At 71.8% G+C, this 19,319-nt stretch carries 14 protein-coding genes; 10 read left to right on the top strand and 4 right to left on the bottom strand.

All coding sequences use genetic code 11. The features are described 5' to 3' along the window. The first annotated feature begins 117 nt into the window (after positions 1-117). From OQ02_RS22385 to OQ02_RS22375, 3 genes are read left to right on the top strand one after another with little or no spacing between them, the layout of a single operon-like run. Positions 118-771 carry a phosphatase PAP2 family protein gene (locus tag OQ02_RS22385; protein WP_063747129.1) on the top strand — a complete coding sequence of 218 codons (654 nt, stop codon included), beginning with the start codon at positions 118-120 and terminating at the stop codon, positions 769-771. Next, a complete protein-coding gene (locus OQ02_RS22380; RefSeq protein ID WP_033440490.1) occupies positions 765-2,267 on the top strand; it encodes a sensor histidine kinase in 1,503 nt (500 codons plus the stop codon). The genes OQ02_RS22385 and OQ02_RS22380 overlap by 7 nt, the downstream gene beginning before the upstream one ends. Before the next feature lie 15 nt (positions 2,268-2,282). Further along, positions 2,283-2,936: a response regulator transcription factor gene (locus tag OQ02_RS22375; protein WP_033440556.1), complete on the top strand. Its 654-nt coding sequence runs from the start codon at positions 2,283-2,285 to the stop codon at positions 2,934-2,936. Positions 2,937-3,405: 469 nt separating this feature from the next. On the opposite strand, the gene OQ02_RS22370 is transcribed toward OQ02_RS22375, so the two are convergent. Together OQ02_RS22370 and OQ02_RS22365 are read right to left on the bottom strand one after the other, a co-directional pair. After that, entirely contained in the window at positions 3,406-3,873 is a 468-nt protein-coding gene (locus OQ02_RS22370) for a winged helix-turn-helix transcriptional regulator (protein ID WP_033440489.1), read from the bottom strand. A gap of 84 nt (positions 3,874-3,957) precedes the next feature. Then, positions 3,958-5,145, bottom strand: coding sequence for an AI-2E family transporter (locus OQ02_RS22365; RefSeq protein ID WP_063747127.1), 1,188 nt, complete (start codon positions 5,143-5,145; stop codon positions 3,958-3,960). Positions 5,146-5,354: 209 nt separating this feature from the next. Between OQ02_RS22365 and OQ02_RS22360 the strand changes: the two genes are divergently transcribed. The 3 genes from OQ02_RS22360 to OQ02_RS22350 all read left to right on the top strand — a co-directional run bounded on the left by OQ02_RS22360 (position 5,355) and on the right by OQ02_RS22350 (position 12,212). Then, positions 5,355-7,994, top strand: a complete 2,640-nt coding sequence (locus OQ02_RS22360) for a glycoside hydrolase family 97 catalytic domain-containing protein (protein WP_033440487.1) — start codon at positions 5,355-5,357, stop codon at positions 7,992-7,994. A 14-nt stretch (positions 7,995-8,008) separates the two neighbouring features. Next, positions 8,009-11,110 (top strand): discoidin domain-containing protein, encoded by a 3,102-nt coding sequence (locus OQ02_RS22355; protein ID WP_033440486.1) that lies wholly within the window; start codon positions 8,009-8,011, stop codon positions 11,108-11,110. Between the two features lie 142 nt (positions 11,111-11,252). Further along, positions 11,253-12,212 (top strand): glutathione S-transferase family protein, encoded by a 960-nt coding sequence (locus OQ02_RS22350; protein ID WP_231500171.1) that lies wholly within the window; start codon positions 11,253-11,255, stop codon positions 12,210-12,212. A gap of 147 nt (positions 12,213-12,359) precedes the next feature. Here the strand turns inward: OQ02_RS22350 and OQ02_RS22345 are convergent, their stop codons facing one another. Then, positions 12,360-12,767, bottom strand: coding sequence for a Dabb family protein (locus OQ02_RS22345; RefSeq protein WP_033440485.1), 408 nt, complete (start codon positions 12,765-12,767; stop codon positions 12,360-12,362). Positions 12,768-12,893: 126 nt separating this feature from the next. On the opposite strand from OQ02_RS22345, the gene OQ02_RS22340 reads away from it, so the two are divergent. Then, complete coding sequence (locus OQ02_RS22340; protein WP_231500166.1) at positions 12,894-13,520, top strand: TetR/AcrR family transcriptional regulator; 627 nt, start codon at positions 12,894-12,896, stop codon at positions 13,518-13,520. 78 nt (positions 13,521-13,598) lie between these two features. Here OQ02_RS22340 and OQ02_RS22335 read toward each other — a convergent pair whose 3' ends face one another. Continuing rightward, complete coding sequence (locus OQ02_RS22335; protein WP_033440483.1) at positions 13,599-14,657, bottom strand: LacI family DNA-binding transcriptional regulator; 1,059 nt, start codon at positions 14,655-14,657, stop codon at positions 13,599-13,601. A gap of 326 nt (positions 14,658-14,983) precedes the next feature. Between OQ02_RS22335 and OQ02_RS22330 the strand changes: the two genes are divergently transcribed. From OQ02_RS22330 to OQ02_RS22320, 3 genes are read left to right on the top strand one after another with little or no spacing between them, the layout of a single operon-like run. After that, complete coding sequence (locus OQ02_RS22330) at positions 14,984-17,374, top strand: glycoside hydrolase family 3 N-terminal domain-containing protein (protein ID WP_033440554.1); 2,391 nt, start codon at positions 14,984-14,986, stop codon at positions 17,372-17,374. Further along, positions 17,371-18,354 carry an ABC transporter permease gene (locus OQ02_RS22325; RefSeq protein WP_033440482.1) on the top strand — a complete coding sequence of 328 codons (984 nt, stop codon included), beginning with the start codon at positions 17,371-17,373 and terminating at the stop codon, positions 18,352-18,354. The genes OQ02_RS22330 and OQ02_RS22325 overlap by 4 nt, the downstream gene beginning before the upstream one ends. After that, positions 18,351-19,286, top strand: a complete 936-nt coding sequence (locus OQ02_RS22320; protein ID WP_033440553.1) for a carbohydrate ABC transporter permease — start codon at positions 18,351-18,353, stop codon at positions 19,284-19,286. The genes OQ02_RS22325 and OQ02_RS22320 overlap by 4 nt, the downstream gene beginning before the upstream one ends. The last annotated feature ends 33 nt before the right edge of the window (positions 19,287-19,319 follow it).

The following is a 19,319-nucleotide window of genomic DNA, read 5'->3' as shown; positions in this document are numbered from 1 at the left end:
CACCCTTGTCTTTCGACAGGGGTTGCTCTTAGCGATCGACACAGGACTGTGCGTCACAACCCTCCTACAGTCGACGCCATGGACGAATCCCGGATCGAACTGGCCCGGTCAGGGCCGGTGGACGCGGTCTCGGTACCGGATGTCCCGGACGTGAGCGCGCGGTGGTACCTGGAGGTGGTGGAGCAGGCAGCGGCGAGTGCCGGGTACGCGCAGTCGTTCGCGGCGTTCGCCACGGAGGCCGCGCTGGGTTGTTTCGCGGTGCTGTTCGCTGTCGTGTGGTGGCGGGCACGCCATGGTTCCCGCGAGGCCCAGCACCGGGCCTACCTGGCACCGGTCGTCACCGTGCTGGCATATCTGGTGAGCGAGGGGGTGAAGGTGGCCTGGCGGGAGGACAGACCGTGCCGCGCACTGGGCGAGGTGACGACCATCGTGCCGTGTCCGGAGGTGGGCGATTGGTCGTTCCCGAGCAACCACGCGACCATTGCCGGGGCCGCCGCCGTGGCGGTCCTGTGGTCGAGTCGCGCGCTCGGCGCGTCAGCCGTGGCAGCGGCTCTCCTGACCGGCGCGTCGCGCGTGTTCGTCGGTGTCCACTATCCGCACGACGTCGTCGCGGGTCTGCTGCTGGGCTCCGCCGTGGCGGCACTCCTTCCTGTGCTCGCCCGCCTCACCATCGGACTCGCACCTCCCGGGTCGGGGGTCCACGTCGGACACACCGCGACAGGGCCGGCCAACCCACCGCCGGAAGAGCCTGAACAGTCGCTCCCATGTTGAGACTGCGCGCACTGCTCCTCTCGGCCGCTGCCTTCTTGCCGATGCTGTGGGCGGCGGGCACGTCGAACCCGGTGCGGGTCGGGCAGTGGGAGACCGTTGCCTCGGTGGTGGTGTTCACGGGGTTGCTCGTGCTGGTGAAGTACCGACCGATCACCTCGCTGGTGCTGGCGGTCGCGGCGTGGGAGGTGAGCTTCCTGTCCCGCTTCACGGCCGACACGACGGTAGCCCTGGTCGCCACGGCCGGCGGGGTGGTCACGGTCAGCCTGATCGCCGGCCGGAACGCCGACAACGAGCAGCGGGGCGTGGTGGCGCTCATCGTCGCCGTGGTCGGAACGGCGGTGGCGGCGACTGTCGCCGGTGGGGCGGACACCGCCGTCGTGGCGGTGGCGGCGGTCGGCGCGCTGGCCGTCGTGCCCTGGGCGCTCGGGCGGTACCGGCGCGGGTACACCGAGTTGATCGGCGCGGGCTGGGAACGGGCCGCGTTGATGGAGCGGGACGCGCAGGAGGCACGGGGACGCGAGAGGGCGCGGCTCGCAGCGGAGATGCACGACCTGGTCGGGCACGAGTTGGCGCACGCCGCGTTGCAGGTCGGGGCGTTGGAGGTCAGCCGGACGCTCCCGCCGGAGCACCGGGACGCGGTGCGCCAGGCGAGGGCCGGGGTGACGGCGGCGGCCGAGCGGCTGGCGGACGTGGTGCGCCTGCTGCGCTCGGACTGGGGTTCGGCGATCGAGTCGGTGGAGGAGGTGGTGGAACGGGCCAGGCAGTCCGGGCTTCGGGTCGAGTTGGAGGTGCGTGGCGCGGTGGCGCGTGACCCGGTCATCGCGCGGACGATCCACCGGGTGGTCACCGAGGCGATCACCAACGCGATGAAGCACGCGTCGGGCGCGCCGGTGTCGGTCTCACTCGACCGGGCCGACGGCGGCACCGAGGTGCGGGTGGCCAACGCGCCCGGCCGCGCGCTCGGGCCGCGAACCACCGGCGGTGGGCAGGGGTTGCTCGGTCTGGCCGAGCGGGTCGCGTTGGTAGGTGGGCGGCTGACCGTGCGCTGGGTCGAGGACGGCGGGTTCGAGGTCGTCGCCCAGGTCCCGGACCGGCCGGAGTCGGAGCGTCCGGCCGACACGATGACGCCGATCCTGCAACTGCGGGCGCAGGACCGGAACCGGCAGAACTCGCGGCGGACGATGCGGCTCGCCGTCTGGGTGTCGGCGGTGATCGTGATCGGCGTCACCGGGTACCTGGTGTTCGACGCTGCCTCGTCGACGCTCACACCCGACCGGTTCGACGGGCTGCGCGTCGGTCAGTCCGAGGCGGAGGTCGCCGACGTACTGCCGCCCCGCACGCGGACGGACGACACCGGGGGTGGGCCGGAGCGGTCGACCTGCGGCATCTACAGCACCCACCCGAACCCGTTCGACGGGCGCCGGCACGACCGGTACCGGGTGTGCTTCCGCGACGGTGTGCTGGTGGCGAAGGATCTGCTGGCCCGCGACCGGTGAGGCAGGATGCCCGACATGATCAAGGTGGTGCTCGCCGACGACGAGGCGATCGTGCGGGTCGGGGTGCGGGCCGTGTTGGCGGCGGCCGACGACGTGGAGGTCGTGGCCGAGGCGGACAACGGCCGGTCTGCGGTGGATCTGGTGCTGCGGCACCGGCCGGACGTCGCGGTGCTCGACATCCGCATGCCCGGGTTGACCGGACTCGACGCGGCGGCGGAGATCAGGCGGGTCGGCAGTGGGACCGCGACGCTGATCCTGACCACGTTCGCCGAGGACTCGTACATCACCCGTGCGCTGGGCGAAGGTGCGAGCGGGTTCGTGCTGAAGACCGGTGATCCGCACGAGCTGATCGCCGGGGTTCGGGCGGTCGCGGCCGGGGCGGCGTACCTGTCCCCTTTGGTGGCGCGGCGGGTGGTCGACCACCTGTCCGGCGGTGGGCCACGGCTGGGGGCGGACGAGCGGGTGTCCGGGTTGACCGCTCGGGAACGCGAGGTGCTGGGGCTGGTCGGAGCCGGTCTGTCCAATGGGGAGATCGCGAAGCGCATCCACGTCGTGGAGGGGACGGTGAAGGTGTACGTCAGTGCGATCCTCAAACGTCTCGACCTGCGCAACCGCGTGCAAGCGGCCATCGTCGCCTACGAAGCCGGGCTCATCCCAGCCGAAACCTGACCGCTGTCGGATGCTCGAGCGGTATCGGACGCGGGAGCCGGTGCGGACGCGGGAGCAGTACGGACGCGGGAGCGGTGTCGAACGCTGGGTGACGCCGCCGCACGCTGGAGCGCCGCAGGCCGCGGAGCGGCGCCGTCCGCTGGAGCGGCGGGCAGTGCCGTCCGCCGGGAGCGGCGGGGCGGTGCCGGAGCGGCGAGCAGCGGGGCGGTGCAGGGCGGCGGTGCAGGGCGGCGGGTCCGCGTTGCGGTGCCGGAGCGGCCGGGCGGTGCAGGAGCGGCAGGGCGGTGCAGGGCGGCAGGGCCGCGGAGCGGTGCCGGGCACCGGAGCGGCGCGGTAACGGGCCGCGGCGGGAGGCGGGGCGGTGTCGGGCGACGGGGCGACGGGGCGACGGGGCGACGGGGCGACGGGGCGACGGGGCGACGGGGCAGAGCCAAGGTTCAGAAGTCGGGGCTCGGCTTGGGGGCGCGGTTCAGGGTTGGGGGTTCGGTGTCGCGGCGGCGTTCACGCGGAGGGCGACGGTGGTTGCGGGCACGGGTTCGTCGCACGAGTCGCAGACCAACTCCGCCCGCACTGTGCCCTCGCAGCCCGTGTGCCCCGCCATGGCGGGCGGGCCGGGAGGGAGTGGCAGGTGGCGGTCGCCCCACTCCATCAGCACCACGATCACCGACATCAGCTCGCGCCCCTTGCCGGTGAGCAGGTACTCGTGCCGGGGCGGCCGGTCCTGGTACTGCACCCGTTCCATGACACCGTGGTCGACCAGACCGTTGAGGCGGTCGCTCAGCACGTTCCGGGCGATCGGCAGGGAGTTCAAGAACCCGTCGAACCGGGTGATGCCCATCAACGCGTCCCGGACGATCAACAGCGTCCACCGCTCGCCCACTACCTCCAGCGTGCGAGCGACCGAGCAGAGCTGACCGTCGTAAGTGCGTCGGAGCATCCGCGCATGATAACCACGGGTTGTTTCACGCAACCTGCCCTTCCGGTGATCGATTGCGCGGTGTCACCGAGGCGTCGCGATGAGCTACGCGGGACTACTTCTGGTGTCGGGTTCGGCGTCGGGTTCGAGGTCGGCGGGGCGGTCAGGTTGGGGGTCGTCTGGACGGTCTAGGACGACGGGCGGCGGCGCCGAGTGGGTGTCGATGACCTCGCCCAGGTACCGGAGCACGACGGCGGCGGCGGCGACCACCGGCACGGCTAGGAACGCGCCCGCGATGCCGTAGATGGTGCTGCCCGCCGTCACGGCCAGCAGGACGACCGCGGCGTGCAGGCGCAGACTCCGGGACTGGAGCACCGGCTGCAGCACGTTCCCCTCGACCTGCTGCACCACCACCACGATCACCAGCATGATGGCGGCGGTCGTGAGGCCGTTGCTGACGAGAGCGACGAGGACGGCCAGCGCGCCCGCGATGAGCGCGCCCACGATCGGGATGAACCCGCCGAGGAACGTCAACGCCGCCAGCGGAACGGCCAGCGGAACGCCCAGCACGACCAGGCCGAGGCCGATCAGCACCGCGTCGACAAGGCTCACCAGCGCCTGCGTTCGGATGAAGTCGCCGAGCGTCGTCCAGACCCGCTCCATCACGATGGTCACGTGCTTGCCGGCGCGCTCGCCGACCACGCCGCGCAGCCACGGCGTGAACCGCGGCCCGTCCTTGACGAACAGGAACGCCAGCAGCAGCGCCAGGATGCCGGTGACGATGCCGGAGGTCACCGTGCCCACACCGGCGAGGAGCCCGTCCGCGATGGACCCGACGCTGGACTGCAGCTGGTCGGTGCCCTGCTGGAGCAGCCGGTCCAGCTGGCTCTTGCCGAGGTTGACCGGCGGACCGGCCAGCCAGTCGCGCGCCTGTCCGAGGGCGCGGGTGGCGCTCTCGGCGATCTCGGGCACGCCGGAGGCGATCGACGTCGAGATCAGCGCGAGCACGCCGCCGAGCACGGTCAGTCCCCCGAGCAGCACGATCGTCGCGGCGAGCGCTGCGGGCAGGCCGCGCGAGCGCAGCCACCGGGCGGGCGGCCACAGCACGGTGGTGATCAGCAGGCCGAGCAGGACCGGCATGACGACGACCCACAGCTTGCCGATGAGCGTCGACAGCAGCCAGAAGCCGACCGCGACCAGCGCCAGGCGCGTGCTCCAACGCGCCATCCAGCTCACCCCGTGCCCGATGGCCTCACCGCGATCGGTCCAGCGGCGGCGGTCTCCAGAGCTCACGTCTCCCCATCCCTCCACTGAGGCGCGTCAAGCCGCACCTGCCCGAAAGCCTGCCAGAGCCAGCCCTCGAATTCGTGGTGCGACCACGTGTCAAGACCTTCACCAGGACAGAACTTGTCCGATCGTCGACCTTGACCCACCGGTGGACCGGCCGTGACGATGGCGGCCACCCTCACTCCGGCACGACCCAGCACTGGAGGTTGACAACGATGTCACCACGTCGCCGCGTCACGACCGGCCGACTACTCGCGCTGGTCGTGACCCTGGGCGCTGCCACCGTGCTGCCCGCGACCGCCGTGTCGGCCGCGCCCGCCGAGTGGGTGGTCACCGCGCCGGGCACCGCGTCGGTTTCCGCCCGCGTGGCCCTCGACAACGGCAGCCTGACGTTCGCCGTCTCCCGGAACGGCCGCACCGTCCTCGCGCCCGCACCGGTCGGCCTGCACACCACGGACGCCGATCTGACCAAGGACCTCCGCGCGATCGGCCGCACGGACCGGGTGATCACCGAGCAGTACCGGATGACCACCGGCAAGCAGCTGGACCGGGCGACCCGGATGACCGAGAGCACGCTCGCGTTCCAGGGCGCGGGCGGTGCGCGGCTGGACCTGGTGGTGCGCGTCGCGCCGGACGGCGCGGCCTACCGGTACGTCGTGCCCGGCCCGGTCACGGTCACCGGTGAGGCGTCGTCGTTCGCCCTCCCGGCGGACGCCCCGGCCTGGCTGCTGCCGTACAACGCCTGGTACGAGGCGAACCGGGTGCACACGACGGCCGGCGGCGCGGCGGCGGGCGATTTCGGCCACCCGTCGCTGTTCCGGGTCGGCGACGACTTCGCCCTGCTCACCGAGTCCGATGTGGACGGCCGGCACGCGGGCAGCCGACTGCGGCACGCCGCCGGTTCGGGCGACTACCGGGTGGTGCTCGCGGACGAGCGGATCTCCTCGTCGGGCGAGCTGCGCACGCCGTGGCGCACCGCGATCGTCGGCGACCTGGCGACGGTGAGCGAGTCGACGCTGGTGGACGACCTGGCGTCACCCGCCAAGTTCACCGACACGTCGTGGGTTCGGCCCGGCAAGGTCGCGTGGTCGTGGCTGAGCGAGCACTCCAGCCCCGGCGACTTCGAGCGGCAGAAGGACTACGTGGACTTCGCCGCCGACAACGGCTGGGAGTACGTGCTGGTGGACGAGGGCTGGCGCGACGCGTGGGTGCCGGAGCTGGTCCGGTACGCCCGCGCGAAGGGCGTCGACGTGCTGCTGTGGTTCCACTGGTCCGCGCTGGACACGCGGGCCGAGCGCGATTCGGTCCTGCCGAAGGTGCGGCAGTGGGGTGTGCGCGGCGTGAAGCTGGACTTCATGGAGTCCGATTCGCAGGCCCGCTACCAGTGGTACGACGACGTGCTCGCCGAGACCGCGCAGCAGCGGCTGATGGTGAACTTCCACGGCTCCACCATCCCGCACGGCCTGGCCCGGACGTGGCCGCACGTGATGACGATGGAAGCGGTGCGCGGCGCGGAGAACTTCCCGCCGGCGGCGAACAACCCGGTGCAGTTCTTCACCCGCAACGTGGTCGGGTCCATGGACTACACGCCCGTCTCGCTCGACGTCGGCCCGAAGGAGACGACGATCGCGCACGAGGTCGCGCTCCCGGTGCTCTACGAGTCGGGCTGGACGCACTTCGCCGACCGGCCGGAGGCGTACGAGCGGTTCCCCGAGGCGTTGCGCTACCTGAACCAGGTGCCGACGGTGTGGGACGAGACGCGGCTGCTCGCCGGCGACCCGGCGGATCACGCGGTGGTGGCACGGCGTTCGGGCGACCGCTGGTTCGTCGGCGCGATCGCGGCCGGTGACCCGCGCACCCTGCGGGCGTCGCTGGGCTTCCTCGACGGCGGCCGGTGGCTGGTCGAGGTGGTCCGCGACGGCGTGGACCGCGCCGATGTCCGACGCGACAGCCGGATCGCGCGTTCGTCCGAGGCGCTGGAGGTCGCGGTGCCGCGCAACGGCGGGTTCGCGGCGGTGATCTGCCCGTACCTGCCCGGCATGCTCACGTGCGACCAGCCGATCGTCCCGGCGCCCGCGACTACGACCACCGTGACGCCGCCGGACGTGGTCGACGCCCCGAAGGGCTCGACGTTCGAGATCGGCGGCACGTTCACGCTCGACGCCGACACCACGATCGAGGACGTCGTGCTCACCGCCGCCGCGCCGGCCGGCTGGACGGTGACCGGCGCGGCCGTCGAGCGGCGCACGATGGGGACCGGCGAGACGATCACCGGCCGGTGGACCGTGCGCGTGGGCGACGACAGCCCGGTCGGCGCGGTCGACGTGCCGGTGTTCGCGGAGTTCCGCGCGCCGGGTCATGACCGCGTGCACGTGGAGCGGGCGGTCCGCGCCTTCGTGCCGCCGCCCGCGCCGACCGGCGACCCGCACGTCAGCGACCTGCCGTTCCTGAACGAGAGCAACGGCTGGGGCCCGGTCGAGCGGGACCGGTCCAACGGCGAGAACGCCTCCGGTGACGGCAACCCGCTGACCATCGGCGGGGTGGTCTACGCCAAGGGGATCGGCGTGCACGCGCCGTCCGAGCTGTCGGTCTACCTCGGCGGCGCGTGCGGGACGTTCACCGCCGTGATCGGCCTGGACGACGAGACGACGTCCCCCGGCTCGGTGGTCTTCCAGGTCCTCGGCGACGGCCGGGTCCTGCACGACAGCGGCGTGCTGCGCGGCACCGACCCGGCCCGGTCGATCTCCGTCGACACCACGGGCGTCCGGATGCTCGGCCTCCGGGTCACCGACGGCGGCGACGGCCGCAACTTCGACCACGCCGACTGGGCCGACGCCCGGCTGGCCTGCGCGTGAGAAGGGCGACGACCATGCGGATCAACCGGAGACAGCTGCTGCGCGCGGTGGGAGTAAGCGGCGCCCTCGCGCTGGCTCCCGGTCTCGCGCTGCCACCGCGTCCCGCCGCGGCCGACGACGCGGACCCGGTGGCGCGCGTCTACTACGACGTGCTGTCGCGCCACACCCGGTGGGCGGAGCAGCAGTACGACCAGGCGGCGGGCCGCTACCGGCGCACGGACTTCGGTTTCGCCGTCGTCCTGGGCAACGCGGTGCTGCTGACCAGGGGCGCCTACGACGAGGACGCCACCGGCGTGCCGAAGTCGGTGCTGCACGCGCACACCATCGCCACGATTCGCCACTTCGCCGCGAGCAACGTCTTGGCGGGCGGGTCGGAATGGGGTCGGACCCTGTTCTGGGACACGACCTTCCAGTCGTACTTCGTCCTCGCCGCCCGCCTGCTGTGGGCGGACCTCGACCCGGCCACGCGGACCGCGGTGGACCGCATCGCCCGCGGTCAGGCCGCGTACACCGCGGCACTGGGCTCGGGCAACGACCCCCGTTCCGGCGGGTGGACGCCCAACGGCCTCACGGGCGGGCACCGGGGCGACACGAAGCTGGAGGAGATGGGCGTCTACGCGCAGGCGCTCGCGCCGGGGCTCGCGTGGGCGGCCGACGACCCGGACGCGGGCGCGTGGCGCGAGGCGTTCGGCCGGTGGAGCCGCAACGAGGCCGGGCTGCCCGCCGCCGACCTGGCGAACCCGTCCGTGGTGGACGGCGTGCCGGTCGACGCCAACACGGCCACGAACATGTACGACACGTTCATCGTGGAGAACCACGGCTCGTACGGCCCGCACTACCAGGAAGAGCTGTGGCGCACCTCGGGCCGCAACGCCGTCCACTTCCTGGTCGCGGGCACTCCCCTGCCGGAGGTGCTGACCGCGCAGCCGAACGGCGAACGGTTGTGGCGGACCATCCTGGCCACGATGAGCGACGCGGGTGAGCCGCTGATGCCGATGGTGGACGACCGGGAGCACCTCTACGGCCGTGACGTCATCCCGCTGGCGTTCCGCTCCCAGGTGCTGGGCGACCGGTTGGCGGCCCGCGCGGAGGCCGCGCTGGCCGAACGCCTGACCGCCTACCAGGCCTATCCCCCGGTGCACCGGCTGGCGAAGTTCTCCGGTGAGGCCAAGTACGAGCCGGAGGCGCGGGCCGAGCTGGCGATCAGCTACCTGCTGCACGAGTGGCGCGCCCGCACCGGCCCGGTCACGCCGGTGTCGTCGGAGGAGTTCTTCGCGCAGGCCGCGGCGACCACGGACTACGGTGCCGAACCAGGCCTCCTCGCGCACCAGTCGCCCCACGCGTGGGCGGGCACCGTGACCAAGCCGGGTTACACCAAGTTCGCCTGGCAGCCGGCGCACGACGACTGGCTGTTCGTGGTCGGTGGCGCGACGGCCATGCTGCTGCCCTCGACTTCTTTGACCGTCTCGGGCCGCCGGGTCGCGGTGTACCAGCGCGTCCGCGACGGGTTCGACGGCACGGCGAGCCTGCTGTCCTTCGCGGGCGGCCACGCCGGCACCGCCACCCTGCCCACCGGGACGATCATCTATGCCACGTCCGGGCTCGCGGCGGGTGAGGGCCGGGTGGACGTGCACAACCTGACCATGCCCGGCGTGCCCGGTCTCGACGGCAGCCGCACGTACACGGCGGCCGAAGGGGTCGTCACCGTGGCGTCGGCCGACTCCCGCGTTCCCCCGCCGGCGGGGGTGGCGCGGGTCGACGACCTGGTGTTCGCCGCGGTGACCGCCCGGCACGTCCGCATGATCGGCGTCTCGCCGCACCCGACCTACGGGTACTCGCTGTTCAGCCTGGAGGCCCGCCACGGCGCGGACGGTCCGGACCTGGCGCGCGGCCGTGCCACGACCGCGTCCTCCTCCGACACCGGGCGCGAAGCCCCGTTGGCGACCGACGGCAGCCACACCACGCGCTGGGCCGTCTCCCGCGCCGACCGCGGCCGGGCGGACAGCCGGCTCTCGGTCGACCTCGGCGCGCCCGTGCCGGTGGACCGGGTCCGGCTCTACTGGGAGGCTGCGGCCGGTCGCGCGTACCGGGTCGAGACGTCGACGGACGGCGTCACGTGGACGACGGCGGCCGAGTACCCGAAGCCCGACCTGCGCAGCACCGGCGGCCGGCTCGACGTGGACGGCCGTGCGGGGTTCGTCGTGCACGGGTCGCCGAACCCGATCACCGTCTCCGGCGACACCGTGGTGCTGTCCGACGGGCCGGCGGCGGAAATGGTCGTGGAGGGCTATCCCGGGCAAGTCGACCTCGCGGCCCTCGCCGCGCGCGGCACGCCGACGTGCGAGCCGGCCACCGTCCGCGCCAGTGCGGCCGACGGGTTCCTGAGCCTGTTCAACCTGTCCGACGCGCCCGCCGCCGGGACCGTCGCCGTGCGGCAGGACCTCACCGCGGTGCGGCTCTACCGCGGTCGGCAGGTCGTCACGCGGACCGGCACCGACTACGAGCTGCGGATCGACGGCGCGGTGGCCCGCGTCGAGCCGCCGCGGTTCACCCTGGAAGGCGACGTGCCGGTCGGTCTCACCGCGTTGGTGCACGACGGCGCGCACGTGACGTTGACCGGCGCGCCGTCCGGACCGGTCGCGCGGATGGTGCTGGTGGGCGCGCACGGCGGTCGGATGCCGGTCGCGCTGCCCGCCGGGGTGCGCCGGGACGTCACGCTGCCGGAGGCCCGGCCGTACCCGCTGGACGACCTCGCGCTCGGCCGGACGACGTTCCCCACCTCTCCCCTGCCACCCGGCATGACCGACCCGGCCGCCGCCGTGGACGACGACCCTGGCACCGCGTGGACGCCCGGCCCGGCGGGGCGCATGGTCGTGGACCTCGGCGCACCGCACCACATCGGGCGGGTCGGGCTGGTGTGGGCTCCCGGCCGCGTGCCGGACTGCGTGATCACGACCAGCACCGACGGCCGGTCCTACGGTCCGCCCGTCGCCGCACCCCGCTACCACCGCGCGGACCTGGTCGTCGACACCACCGCCCGGTACGTCGCCGTCACCGCTCACGGCTGGCATCCGGGTGATGCCGCACTCACCGGCCTGTCGGTCGGAGCGGCATGACCGGCCTCCGGCACCGACCCGACGTAGGCTCGGAAGCGTGAGCGAGACTGCGGCGGCTGCGGAGAACGACGTGAACCCCGAGCACAGCCGGGGCGGCACCTACTCGGTCAAGGGCAAGGAGTTCACCCGCGACACCCGGTACATCACCACGCGGATCACGGCCGACGGTCGGGACGGGTTCCCGGTCGAGGCCGGCCGGTACCGGCTGATCGCCGCACGGGCGTGCCCGTGGGCGAACCGGGCGATCATCGTGCGCAGGCTGCTCGGCCTGGAGGACGCGCTTCCGATGGGGTTGACCGGTCCGACGCACGACGCCCGCTCGTGGACGTTCGACCTCGATCCCGGCGGACGGGACCCGGTGCTCGGGATCGAACGCCTCCAGGAGGCGTACTTCAAGCGCGACCCGGACTACCCGCGCGGGATCACGGTGCCGGCGATCGTGGACACCACGACCGGCGCGGTGGTGACGAACGACTTCGGGCAGATCACGCTCGACCTGTCCACCGAGTGGCGCGACCACCACCGGGACGGCGCGCCCGACCTGCTGCCCGAGGCGCGCCGCGACGAGCTGGACGACGTCGACCGGCGGGTGTTCACCGAGGTCAACAACGGTGTGTACCGGTGCGGGTTCGCGGGAAGCCAGGAGGCGTACGACGAGGCGTACGCGCGCCTGTGGACCGCGTTGGACTGGCTGGAGGACCGGCTGCGCGACCGGCGGTACCTCGTCGGCGACACGATCACCGAGGCCGACGTGCGGCTGTTCACCACCCTGGCCCGCTTCGACGCCGTCTACCACGGCCACTTCAAGTGCAACCGGCAGAAGCTCGCCGAGATGCCGGTGCTGTGGGCCTATGCCCGCGACCTGTTCCAGACGCCGGGTTTCGGCGACACGGTCGACTTCGCGCAGATCAAGGAGCACTACTACGTCGTCCACAAGGACATCAACCCGAGCGGGATCGTGCCGGCCGGTCCCGACTTGTCCGGGTGGGTCACCCCGCACGGGCGCGAGGCGCTGGGTGGTCGGCCGTTCGGCGACGGGACGCCGCCGGGCCCCGTCCGCGAGGGCGAACGGGTGGACCCGGCGAACACACCGCTGACCTGAGCGAACCGCCGAGCTGAACCGCTGCCGGCGCGAACGGACCACCGCCGGTCCGAACGGTCCGGCCGCCGGTTCGAACGGACCGGCCGCCGGTTCGAACCGGCTGCCGGACCGGCGGGCCGCCGACCCGGCTTGGCCGACCGCGGATCGTCAGGCGTGCGTCGGGATCTTCCCGCCGGACAGCGATGCGATCAGCTTCCCCCACTCCGGGTACTTCGCCGCCTTCGCCAGGTGCAGCGCGAGGACCTTCTCGCCCAGGTCCGGGTCGGTGTCGTCGGTGAGCCGGACCGGCGCCAGCGACGCCACGTGCGGGATGATCTCGAAATCTCCCTCGACGTGCACGGGGTCGTGCAGGTACCGCTCAAGCGCGTCCAAGTCGGCGATGCCGGCGACGTAGGCGTGCGTGTACCCCTCGGCCGGGTCGCCGATGTCCCGGCCGACAGTGCCGAAGGACACCGATTCCACGCTTGCCGTCCGCCTCATGGCAGCCAGCACCGCAGCCTGCTGCTCCTCGGTCGTGCCCTCCTTGAAGCTGAACCGCAAGATGTTGACTATCAAGGGTTTCCCTCCGTCGATTGAACTCGCTGGTTCAATTTGATGACCTGTTCAGGAAACTAGCACGCCGGTCCACTGGAGTGAACCCGTGAGTTCAACTCGGACCGGGCGGCGGGCTACCATGGCGTGGTGACGGCGACATCGGCCCGAGGGCGGATCGACAAGCGGCAGGCCATCCTGGAGGCCGCGTTCACCGTGTTCGCCCGGCGCGGCTACGACCAGGCGTGCGTGCAGGAGATCGCCGAGGAGGCCGGGGTCGCCAAGCCGACCGTCTACAACCACCTCACCGACAAGGAGAACCTGTTCCGGCACGCCGTGCTGGCCGTCGCGGACCGGGTGATGGCGGAGAACCTCGGTGTCGTCGAGCGGCTGCGCGAGCCGGGGGACGACTTGCGCGCGGTGTTGGAGGACGTGGCGTACCGGCTGTCGCGGGTGTGCTCGAGCGAGCAGGCCCGCGCGCTGCGCTCGCTCGCCTACGGGCATGCGGGCAGGTTCCCGGACCTGATCGACGTGGTGCGGGAGCGCACGTCGCACCGGCTGAGGGAAGCACTGGCGGACCGGCTGGCCCGGCTGTCGCTGGCGGAGCGGCTGCGCCCGTGCGATCCGGCAGTGGCCGCCGACCAGTTCCTCGCGCTGCTCACCGGCCCGATGGAGGTCCGGTCACACCCGGGCGTCCACAAGGTGTCCGCCGCCGACACGCGCGTCGTGGCGAACGCCGCCGTCGACACCTTCCTGCGCGCCTACAAGCCCGACTAGTGGAGCCCGACCGGCAGAGCCCGTCCGCCACGCGCGAACCCGACAGCGGCGCGAGGCCGCTCCGCACCGGCTGCCGCGTCAAGCCCCCTTGGGCGGGCAGGTGCTCTCCCGCACGACCAGCTCGGTGGCGAGGTCTATCCGCTCGTTCGGCGGGCGCTGGCCGCGGGCCAGGCTGAACACCATGTGCGCGGCCGTGGTGGCCATCTCGCGCAGCGGCTGGCGCACGGTGGTCAGTTGCGGCCCCACCCACTGGCCCACCGACAGGTCGTCGTAGCCGACGATCGACAGGTCGTCCGGAATGGACAGTCCGAGCTCACGGGCCGCCCGCATCACGCCGAGCGCCTGGAAGTCGGAGCCGGCGAAGATCGCGGTGGGCCGGTCGGGGCGGTCCAGCAGGTCGAAGCCGTGGCGGTACCCGCCGTTGACGTAGAAGTCGCCGTAGCGGACGAAGTCCGGGTCGACGACGATGTCCGCCGCCTCCAGCGCGCTGCGGTAGCCGTCGACCCTGGCACGGCTGCACAGCATGGTCGTCGGCCCGGAGATGACCGCGATCCGGCGGTGCCCGAGTCCGAGCAGGTGCCGGGTCGCGGCCAGGCCACCGGCCCAGTTCGCCGATCCCACGGTGGGCACACCGGGCGGCGGCTCACCGGCGGTGTCCACGAAGACGAACGGGATGTTGCGGGTGGTGAGCTGACGCCGCTGCTCGGCGTCCAGCCCGGCCAGCACCAGGATGACGCCGAGCGGACGCCGGGCCAGGAGGTCGTCGAACCACTCGCGGCGCGGCCGGTGCTCACCACCCAGCTCGGACAGCACGACGGCCGCCCGCTCGTTGGCGGCGGCCAGCTCGACCCCGCGGATGATCTCCGTCGACCAGGCCGAGTTCATCTCGTGGAAGACCAGGTCGATGAGGGCGGGCCGGGACGACTGGCGTGCCCGCCGTCGCCGGTACCGGTGCTGCTCGATGACGCTCTCCACCCGGGCACGAGTGTCGGCGGCGACGTCCGGACGTCCGTTGAGCACCTTGGAGACGGTCGGGATGGACACGCCCGCCTCGGCCGCGATGGACGAGATGGACACGGTGCCCTTCACCGCCTTCTCCGGCCCGGCACCGGCGTCCGGTTCGGTCGACGAACTCATGCTGCCCCCTAGGTCGCGCGCGGCCCGCGCACAGCGTCATGCCGATCCCGAAAGCCTCTAAAGTTTCGGCGGCCGAGCGTAAAGGTTCGACTCTTCGACGGCCAGCATGGCATCCGAACGCCTCATTGAGAACTGAAATTGTTCAGGTCCGTGAACCTGATCTGAACCTCCGTGACAGGCGGTGAACTGCGGAGATATCGAACTGGCACGAACTGTTGACGTCTTGCGGAGATCCCCCTACGTTCACCCCACCGGATCGGCATGTCGGAAGTTGCTTCGATAGTTTCGGTCTTCACGAGGACGTGAGCGGGGGTTTCTGGTCAATGATGAACAGGACGACGGGCGTCGCGGCAGCGCCGGCGGGCGACGCCGTCAGGACGGCCGCCGACCGGCCTAGCGCGGTCTGGCAGGACGTCGGCCTGCCGGTCACCGAGCGGGTCGAAGCGCTTGTGGACGCGATGACGCTCGAAGAGAAGCTGGCCCAGCTCGTCGGGGTGTGGGTCGGCGCCGATCCCGAAGGCGGTGAGGTCGCGCCGCACCAGAACGACATGACCGGCGACCCGGTGGTGTGGAACGAGGTCATCGCGGACGGGCTCGGCCAGCTCACCCGCCCGTTCGGCACCCGGCCGGTCGATCCGGTGGCCGGCGCCCGCTCGCTCGCCCTGTCCCAGGAACAGGTCGCGGCCGCCAACCGGTTCGGCATCCCGGCGCTGGTGCACGAGGAGTGCCTCACCGGCTTCGCCGCGTGGCAGGCCACCGCGTACCCCGCCCCCCTCGCCTGGGGCGCGTCGTTCGACCCCGCGCTGGTCACCGAGATGGCGGGCCTGATCGGCCGCTCGATGCGCGCCGCGGGCGTGCACCAGGGTCTGGCGCCCGTCCTCGACGTCACGCGCGACTACCGCTGGGGCCGCACCGAAGAGACCATCGGCGAGGACCCGTACCTCGTCGGCACGGTGGGCACTGCCTACGTGCGCGGTCTCGAGGAGTCCGGGATCGTCGCCACGCTGAAGCACTTCGCCGGCTACTCGGCCTCACGGGCCGGGCGCAACCTCGCGCCCGTGTCCATCGGTCCCCGCGAGTTCGCCGACGTGATCCTGCCGCCGTTCGAGATGGCCGTGCACGACGGCGGCGTCCGGTCGGTCATGCACTCCTACAGCGACGTCGACGGCGTGCCGTCCGCGGCCGACGCCCGGCTGCTCACCACCTTGCTGCGCGACACCTGGGGCTTCGACGGCACCGTGGTCGCCGACTACTTCGCGGTCAAGTTCCTCCAGACGCTGCACGGCGTGGCCGAGGACGAGTCGCACGCCGCCGCGCTGGCCCTGGGCGCGGGCGTGGACGTCGAGCTGCCGACCGTGCGGTGCTACGGCGCGCCGCTGCTCGAAGCGGTCAGGCGCGGCGACGTGGACGAATCCCTGGTGGACCGCGCGTTGCGCCGGGTGCTCCGGCAGAAGGTCGAACTCGGCCTGCTCGACCCGGACTGGTCGGCGCTGCCGGCGGACGTCGACGAGCTGCGGCTGGATTCGCCGCACGCGCAGGACGTCGCGCTGCGCCTGGCGCGGGAGTCCGTGGTGCTGCTGGCCAACGACGGCGTCCTGCCGCTGCGCCCCGATGCCCGGCTCGCGGTGGTCGGCCCGCTCGCGGACGACCCGATGGCGATGCTCGGCTGCTACTCGTTCCCGGCGCACATCGGCGTGCACCACCGGGACATGGCGCTGGGCCTGGAGATCCCGACCGTCCTCACCGCGCTGCGGGACGCGGTGGACAGCGTCACCTACGCCCGTGGCTGTGAAGTCATCGGCGAGAGCACGCCCGAGGACATGGCCGCCGCGGTGGCCGCCGCCTCGGACGCGGACGTGTGCGTCGTGGCCGTGGGCGACCTGGCGGGCCTGTTCGGGCGCGGCACGTCGGGTGAGGGGTGCGACGCGACCGAGCTCGTCCTCCCCGGCGGGCAGGCGGACCTGGTCCGGGCGGTCGTCGCGACCGGCACGCCGGTGGTGCTGCTGCTGATCACGGGACGGCCGTACGCGATCGGCGACCTGGCCGGCACGGCGGCGGCGACGGTGCAGACGTTCTTCCCCGGTCAGCTCGGTGGCCTGGCCATCGCGGACGTCCTCACCGGCGCGGTCTCGCCGTCGGGCCGGCTGCCGGTCGGCATCCCCGGTGACGCGTCCGGCCAGCCCGGCACCTACCTGTCCGCGCCGCTGGGGCGGCGCAGCGGGGTGTCCAACGTCGACCCGACCCCGGCGTTCCCGTTCGGGCACGGGCTGGGCTACGACGCGTTCACCTGGTCGGCGGCGCGCGTGGTCGGCGGCGACCGGCCGTGGGCCACCGACGGCGAGGTCGAGGTCGAACTCGACGTGCGCAACCCAGGCGACCGCGCCGGCACCGACGTGGTGCAGCTGTACCTGCACGACCCCGTCGCACAGGTGACGCGCCCGGTGGTACGGCTCGTCGGGTACGCGCGGGTGCCGCTGGACGGCGGCGCGTCGGCCCGCGTGACGTTCCGCGTCCCGGCCGACGTCACGTCGTTCACCGGCCTGGACGGACGGCGCGTGGTGGAACCGGGCGCGGTGCAGCTGCGCGTGTCGCGGTCCAGCGCCGACGTGCACGAAGCGGTCGATCTGCGGCTCGTGGGTCCGCTGCGCGAGGTCGACCACACGCGGCGGCGGCTCACCGACGTGTCGGTCACCCACGAGGAGGTGGAGCGAGCATGACCACCCAGGTCCGCGAACCAGCCGCCGAAGCGGCGCCGACCGGGAAACCGCCGAAGGCCCCGAGAACGCCCCGGTACAAGACGACCTGGCGCAAGGCGTGGAAGCGCGACTGGCAGCTCTACACGCTGGTCATCGTCCCGCTGCTGTTCTTCCTCGTCTTCCGCTACGCGCCGATGCTCGGCAACGTCATCGCGTTCCGCAAGTTCATTCCGGGCGGCAGCATCTACGGCGAGACGTGGGTGGGTCTGCGTTACGTCAAGATGTTCATCAACGACCCGAACTTCTGGGAGGTCTTCGGCAACACGATGGCACTGGGCGCGCTCAGCCTGGTGTTCGTGTTCCCGCTGCCGATCGTGCTGGCGCTGCTGCTCAACGAGGTCCGCTCGCGCTACTTCAAGCGGTTCGTGCAGACGGTGTCCTACCTGCCGCACTTCCTCTCCATCGTGATCGTGGCCGGCATGGTCATGCAGCTGGTGTCACTGGAGGGCACGGTCAACCAGGTCGTCCGCGCGTTCGGCGGCGAGCCCACCTCGTTCATCCAGGAGCCGGACTGGTTCCGCTCGATCTACGTCTCCTCCGAGATCTGGCAGACCGTCGGCTGGGGCACGATCCTCTACCTGGCCGCGCTGACCACGATCGACACCCAGCTCTACGAGGCGGCCCGGATCGACGGCGCGAACCGCTGGCAGCAGACGTGGCACGTGACGCTGCCCGGCATCCGGCCGACGATGATCACCCTGCTGATCCTCAACATCGGCACGTTCATGGCGGTCGGGTTCGAGAAGGTCCTGCTGCTGTACAACCCGCTGACCTACCCGACCGCGGACGTCATCTCGACCTACCTCTACCGGGTCGGCCTGGTGTCCAACAACTTCAGCTACGCCGCCGCGATCGGCCTGTTCGAGTCGATCATCGGCCTCACGCTGATCCTGTCCGCCAACGCGATCTCGCGCCGCACAGTGGGGACGAGCCTGTGGTGACCACCGACCCTACCGCTCTCGCGGCCCGGCTCGACAAGCCCGCCGGACCACGCCGCACCTCCCTGGACGACTCGCGCGGCTACCGGATCTTCCGGGTCGTCAACGTCGTGGTGCTGCTCGGCGTGGTCGTGGTGACGCTGTACCCGTTCGTCAACATCGTGGCGCAGTCGTTCAGCAGCGAGGTCTTCATCCGCACCGGCCAGGTGAACCTGGTGCCGCGCGGGTTCAACTTCGACACCTACAGGCTCGTCGCGTCCGACCCGGTGTTCTGGAACAGCTACCTCAACACCGTCCTGTACACGGTGACGGCCACCGCCATCTCGATCGTGCTCACCACGATCTACGCGTACGTGCTGTCGAAGCACAAGCTGAAGGGCCGCGGCCTGCTCGTCGGCATCGCGGTGTTCACCATGTTCTTCAACGGCGGCCTGATCCCGAACTACGTGCTGGTGAACGGGCTCGGGATGACCAACACGATCTGGGCGATCGTGCTGCCGAACGCGATCAGCGTGTTCAACCTGCTGGTCATGAAGGCGTTCTTCGAGAGCCTGCCGACGGAACTGGAGGAGGCCGCGGCGATCGACGGCCTCAACACCTACGGCATCCTGCTGAAGATCGTGCTGCCGCTGTCTAAGGCCGTGCTCGCGACCATGATCCTGTTCTACGCGGTAGCGAACTGGAACTCGTGGTTCCAGGCGTTCCTCTACCTCGACCGGGCGGACCTGTTCCCGGTCACCGTGTACCTGCGGAACATGATCGCGGGCGCCACCTCGGCGACGTCGGTCGGCGCCGTGGAGACCAACGCGGTGGCGATCTCCGCGAACATCAAGGCTGTGACGATGGTGCTGACCGTGCTGCCCATCGTTGTCGTTTATCCCTTCATCCAGCGCTATTTCGTGTCGGGCGTGATGCTCGGCGCGGTCAAGCAGTAGCGCGCCTCCGAGTTGACGACGGTGTCAGACACC

The organism is Saccharothrix sp. NRRL B-16314, assembly GCF_000716595.1.
Lineage (GTDB): Bacteria > Actinomycetota > Actinomycetes > Mycobacteriales > Pseudonocardiaceae > Actinosynnema.
Note: the sequence above shows the minus strand (reverse complement) of the source record. Positions and strands in the feature narration are given on the sequence as shown.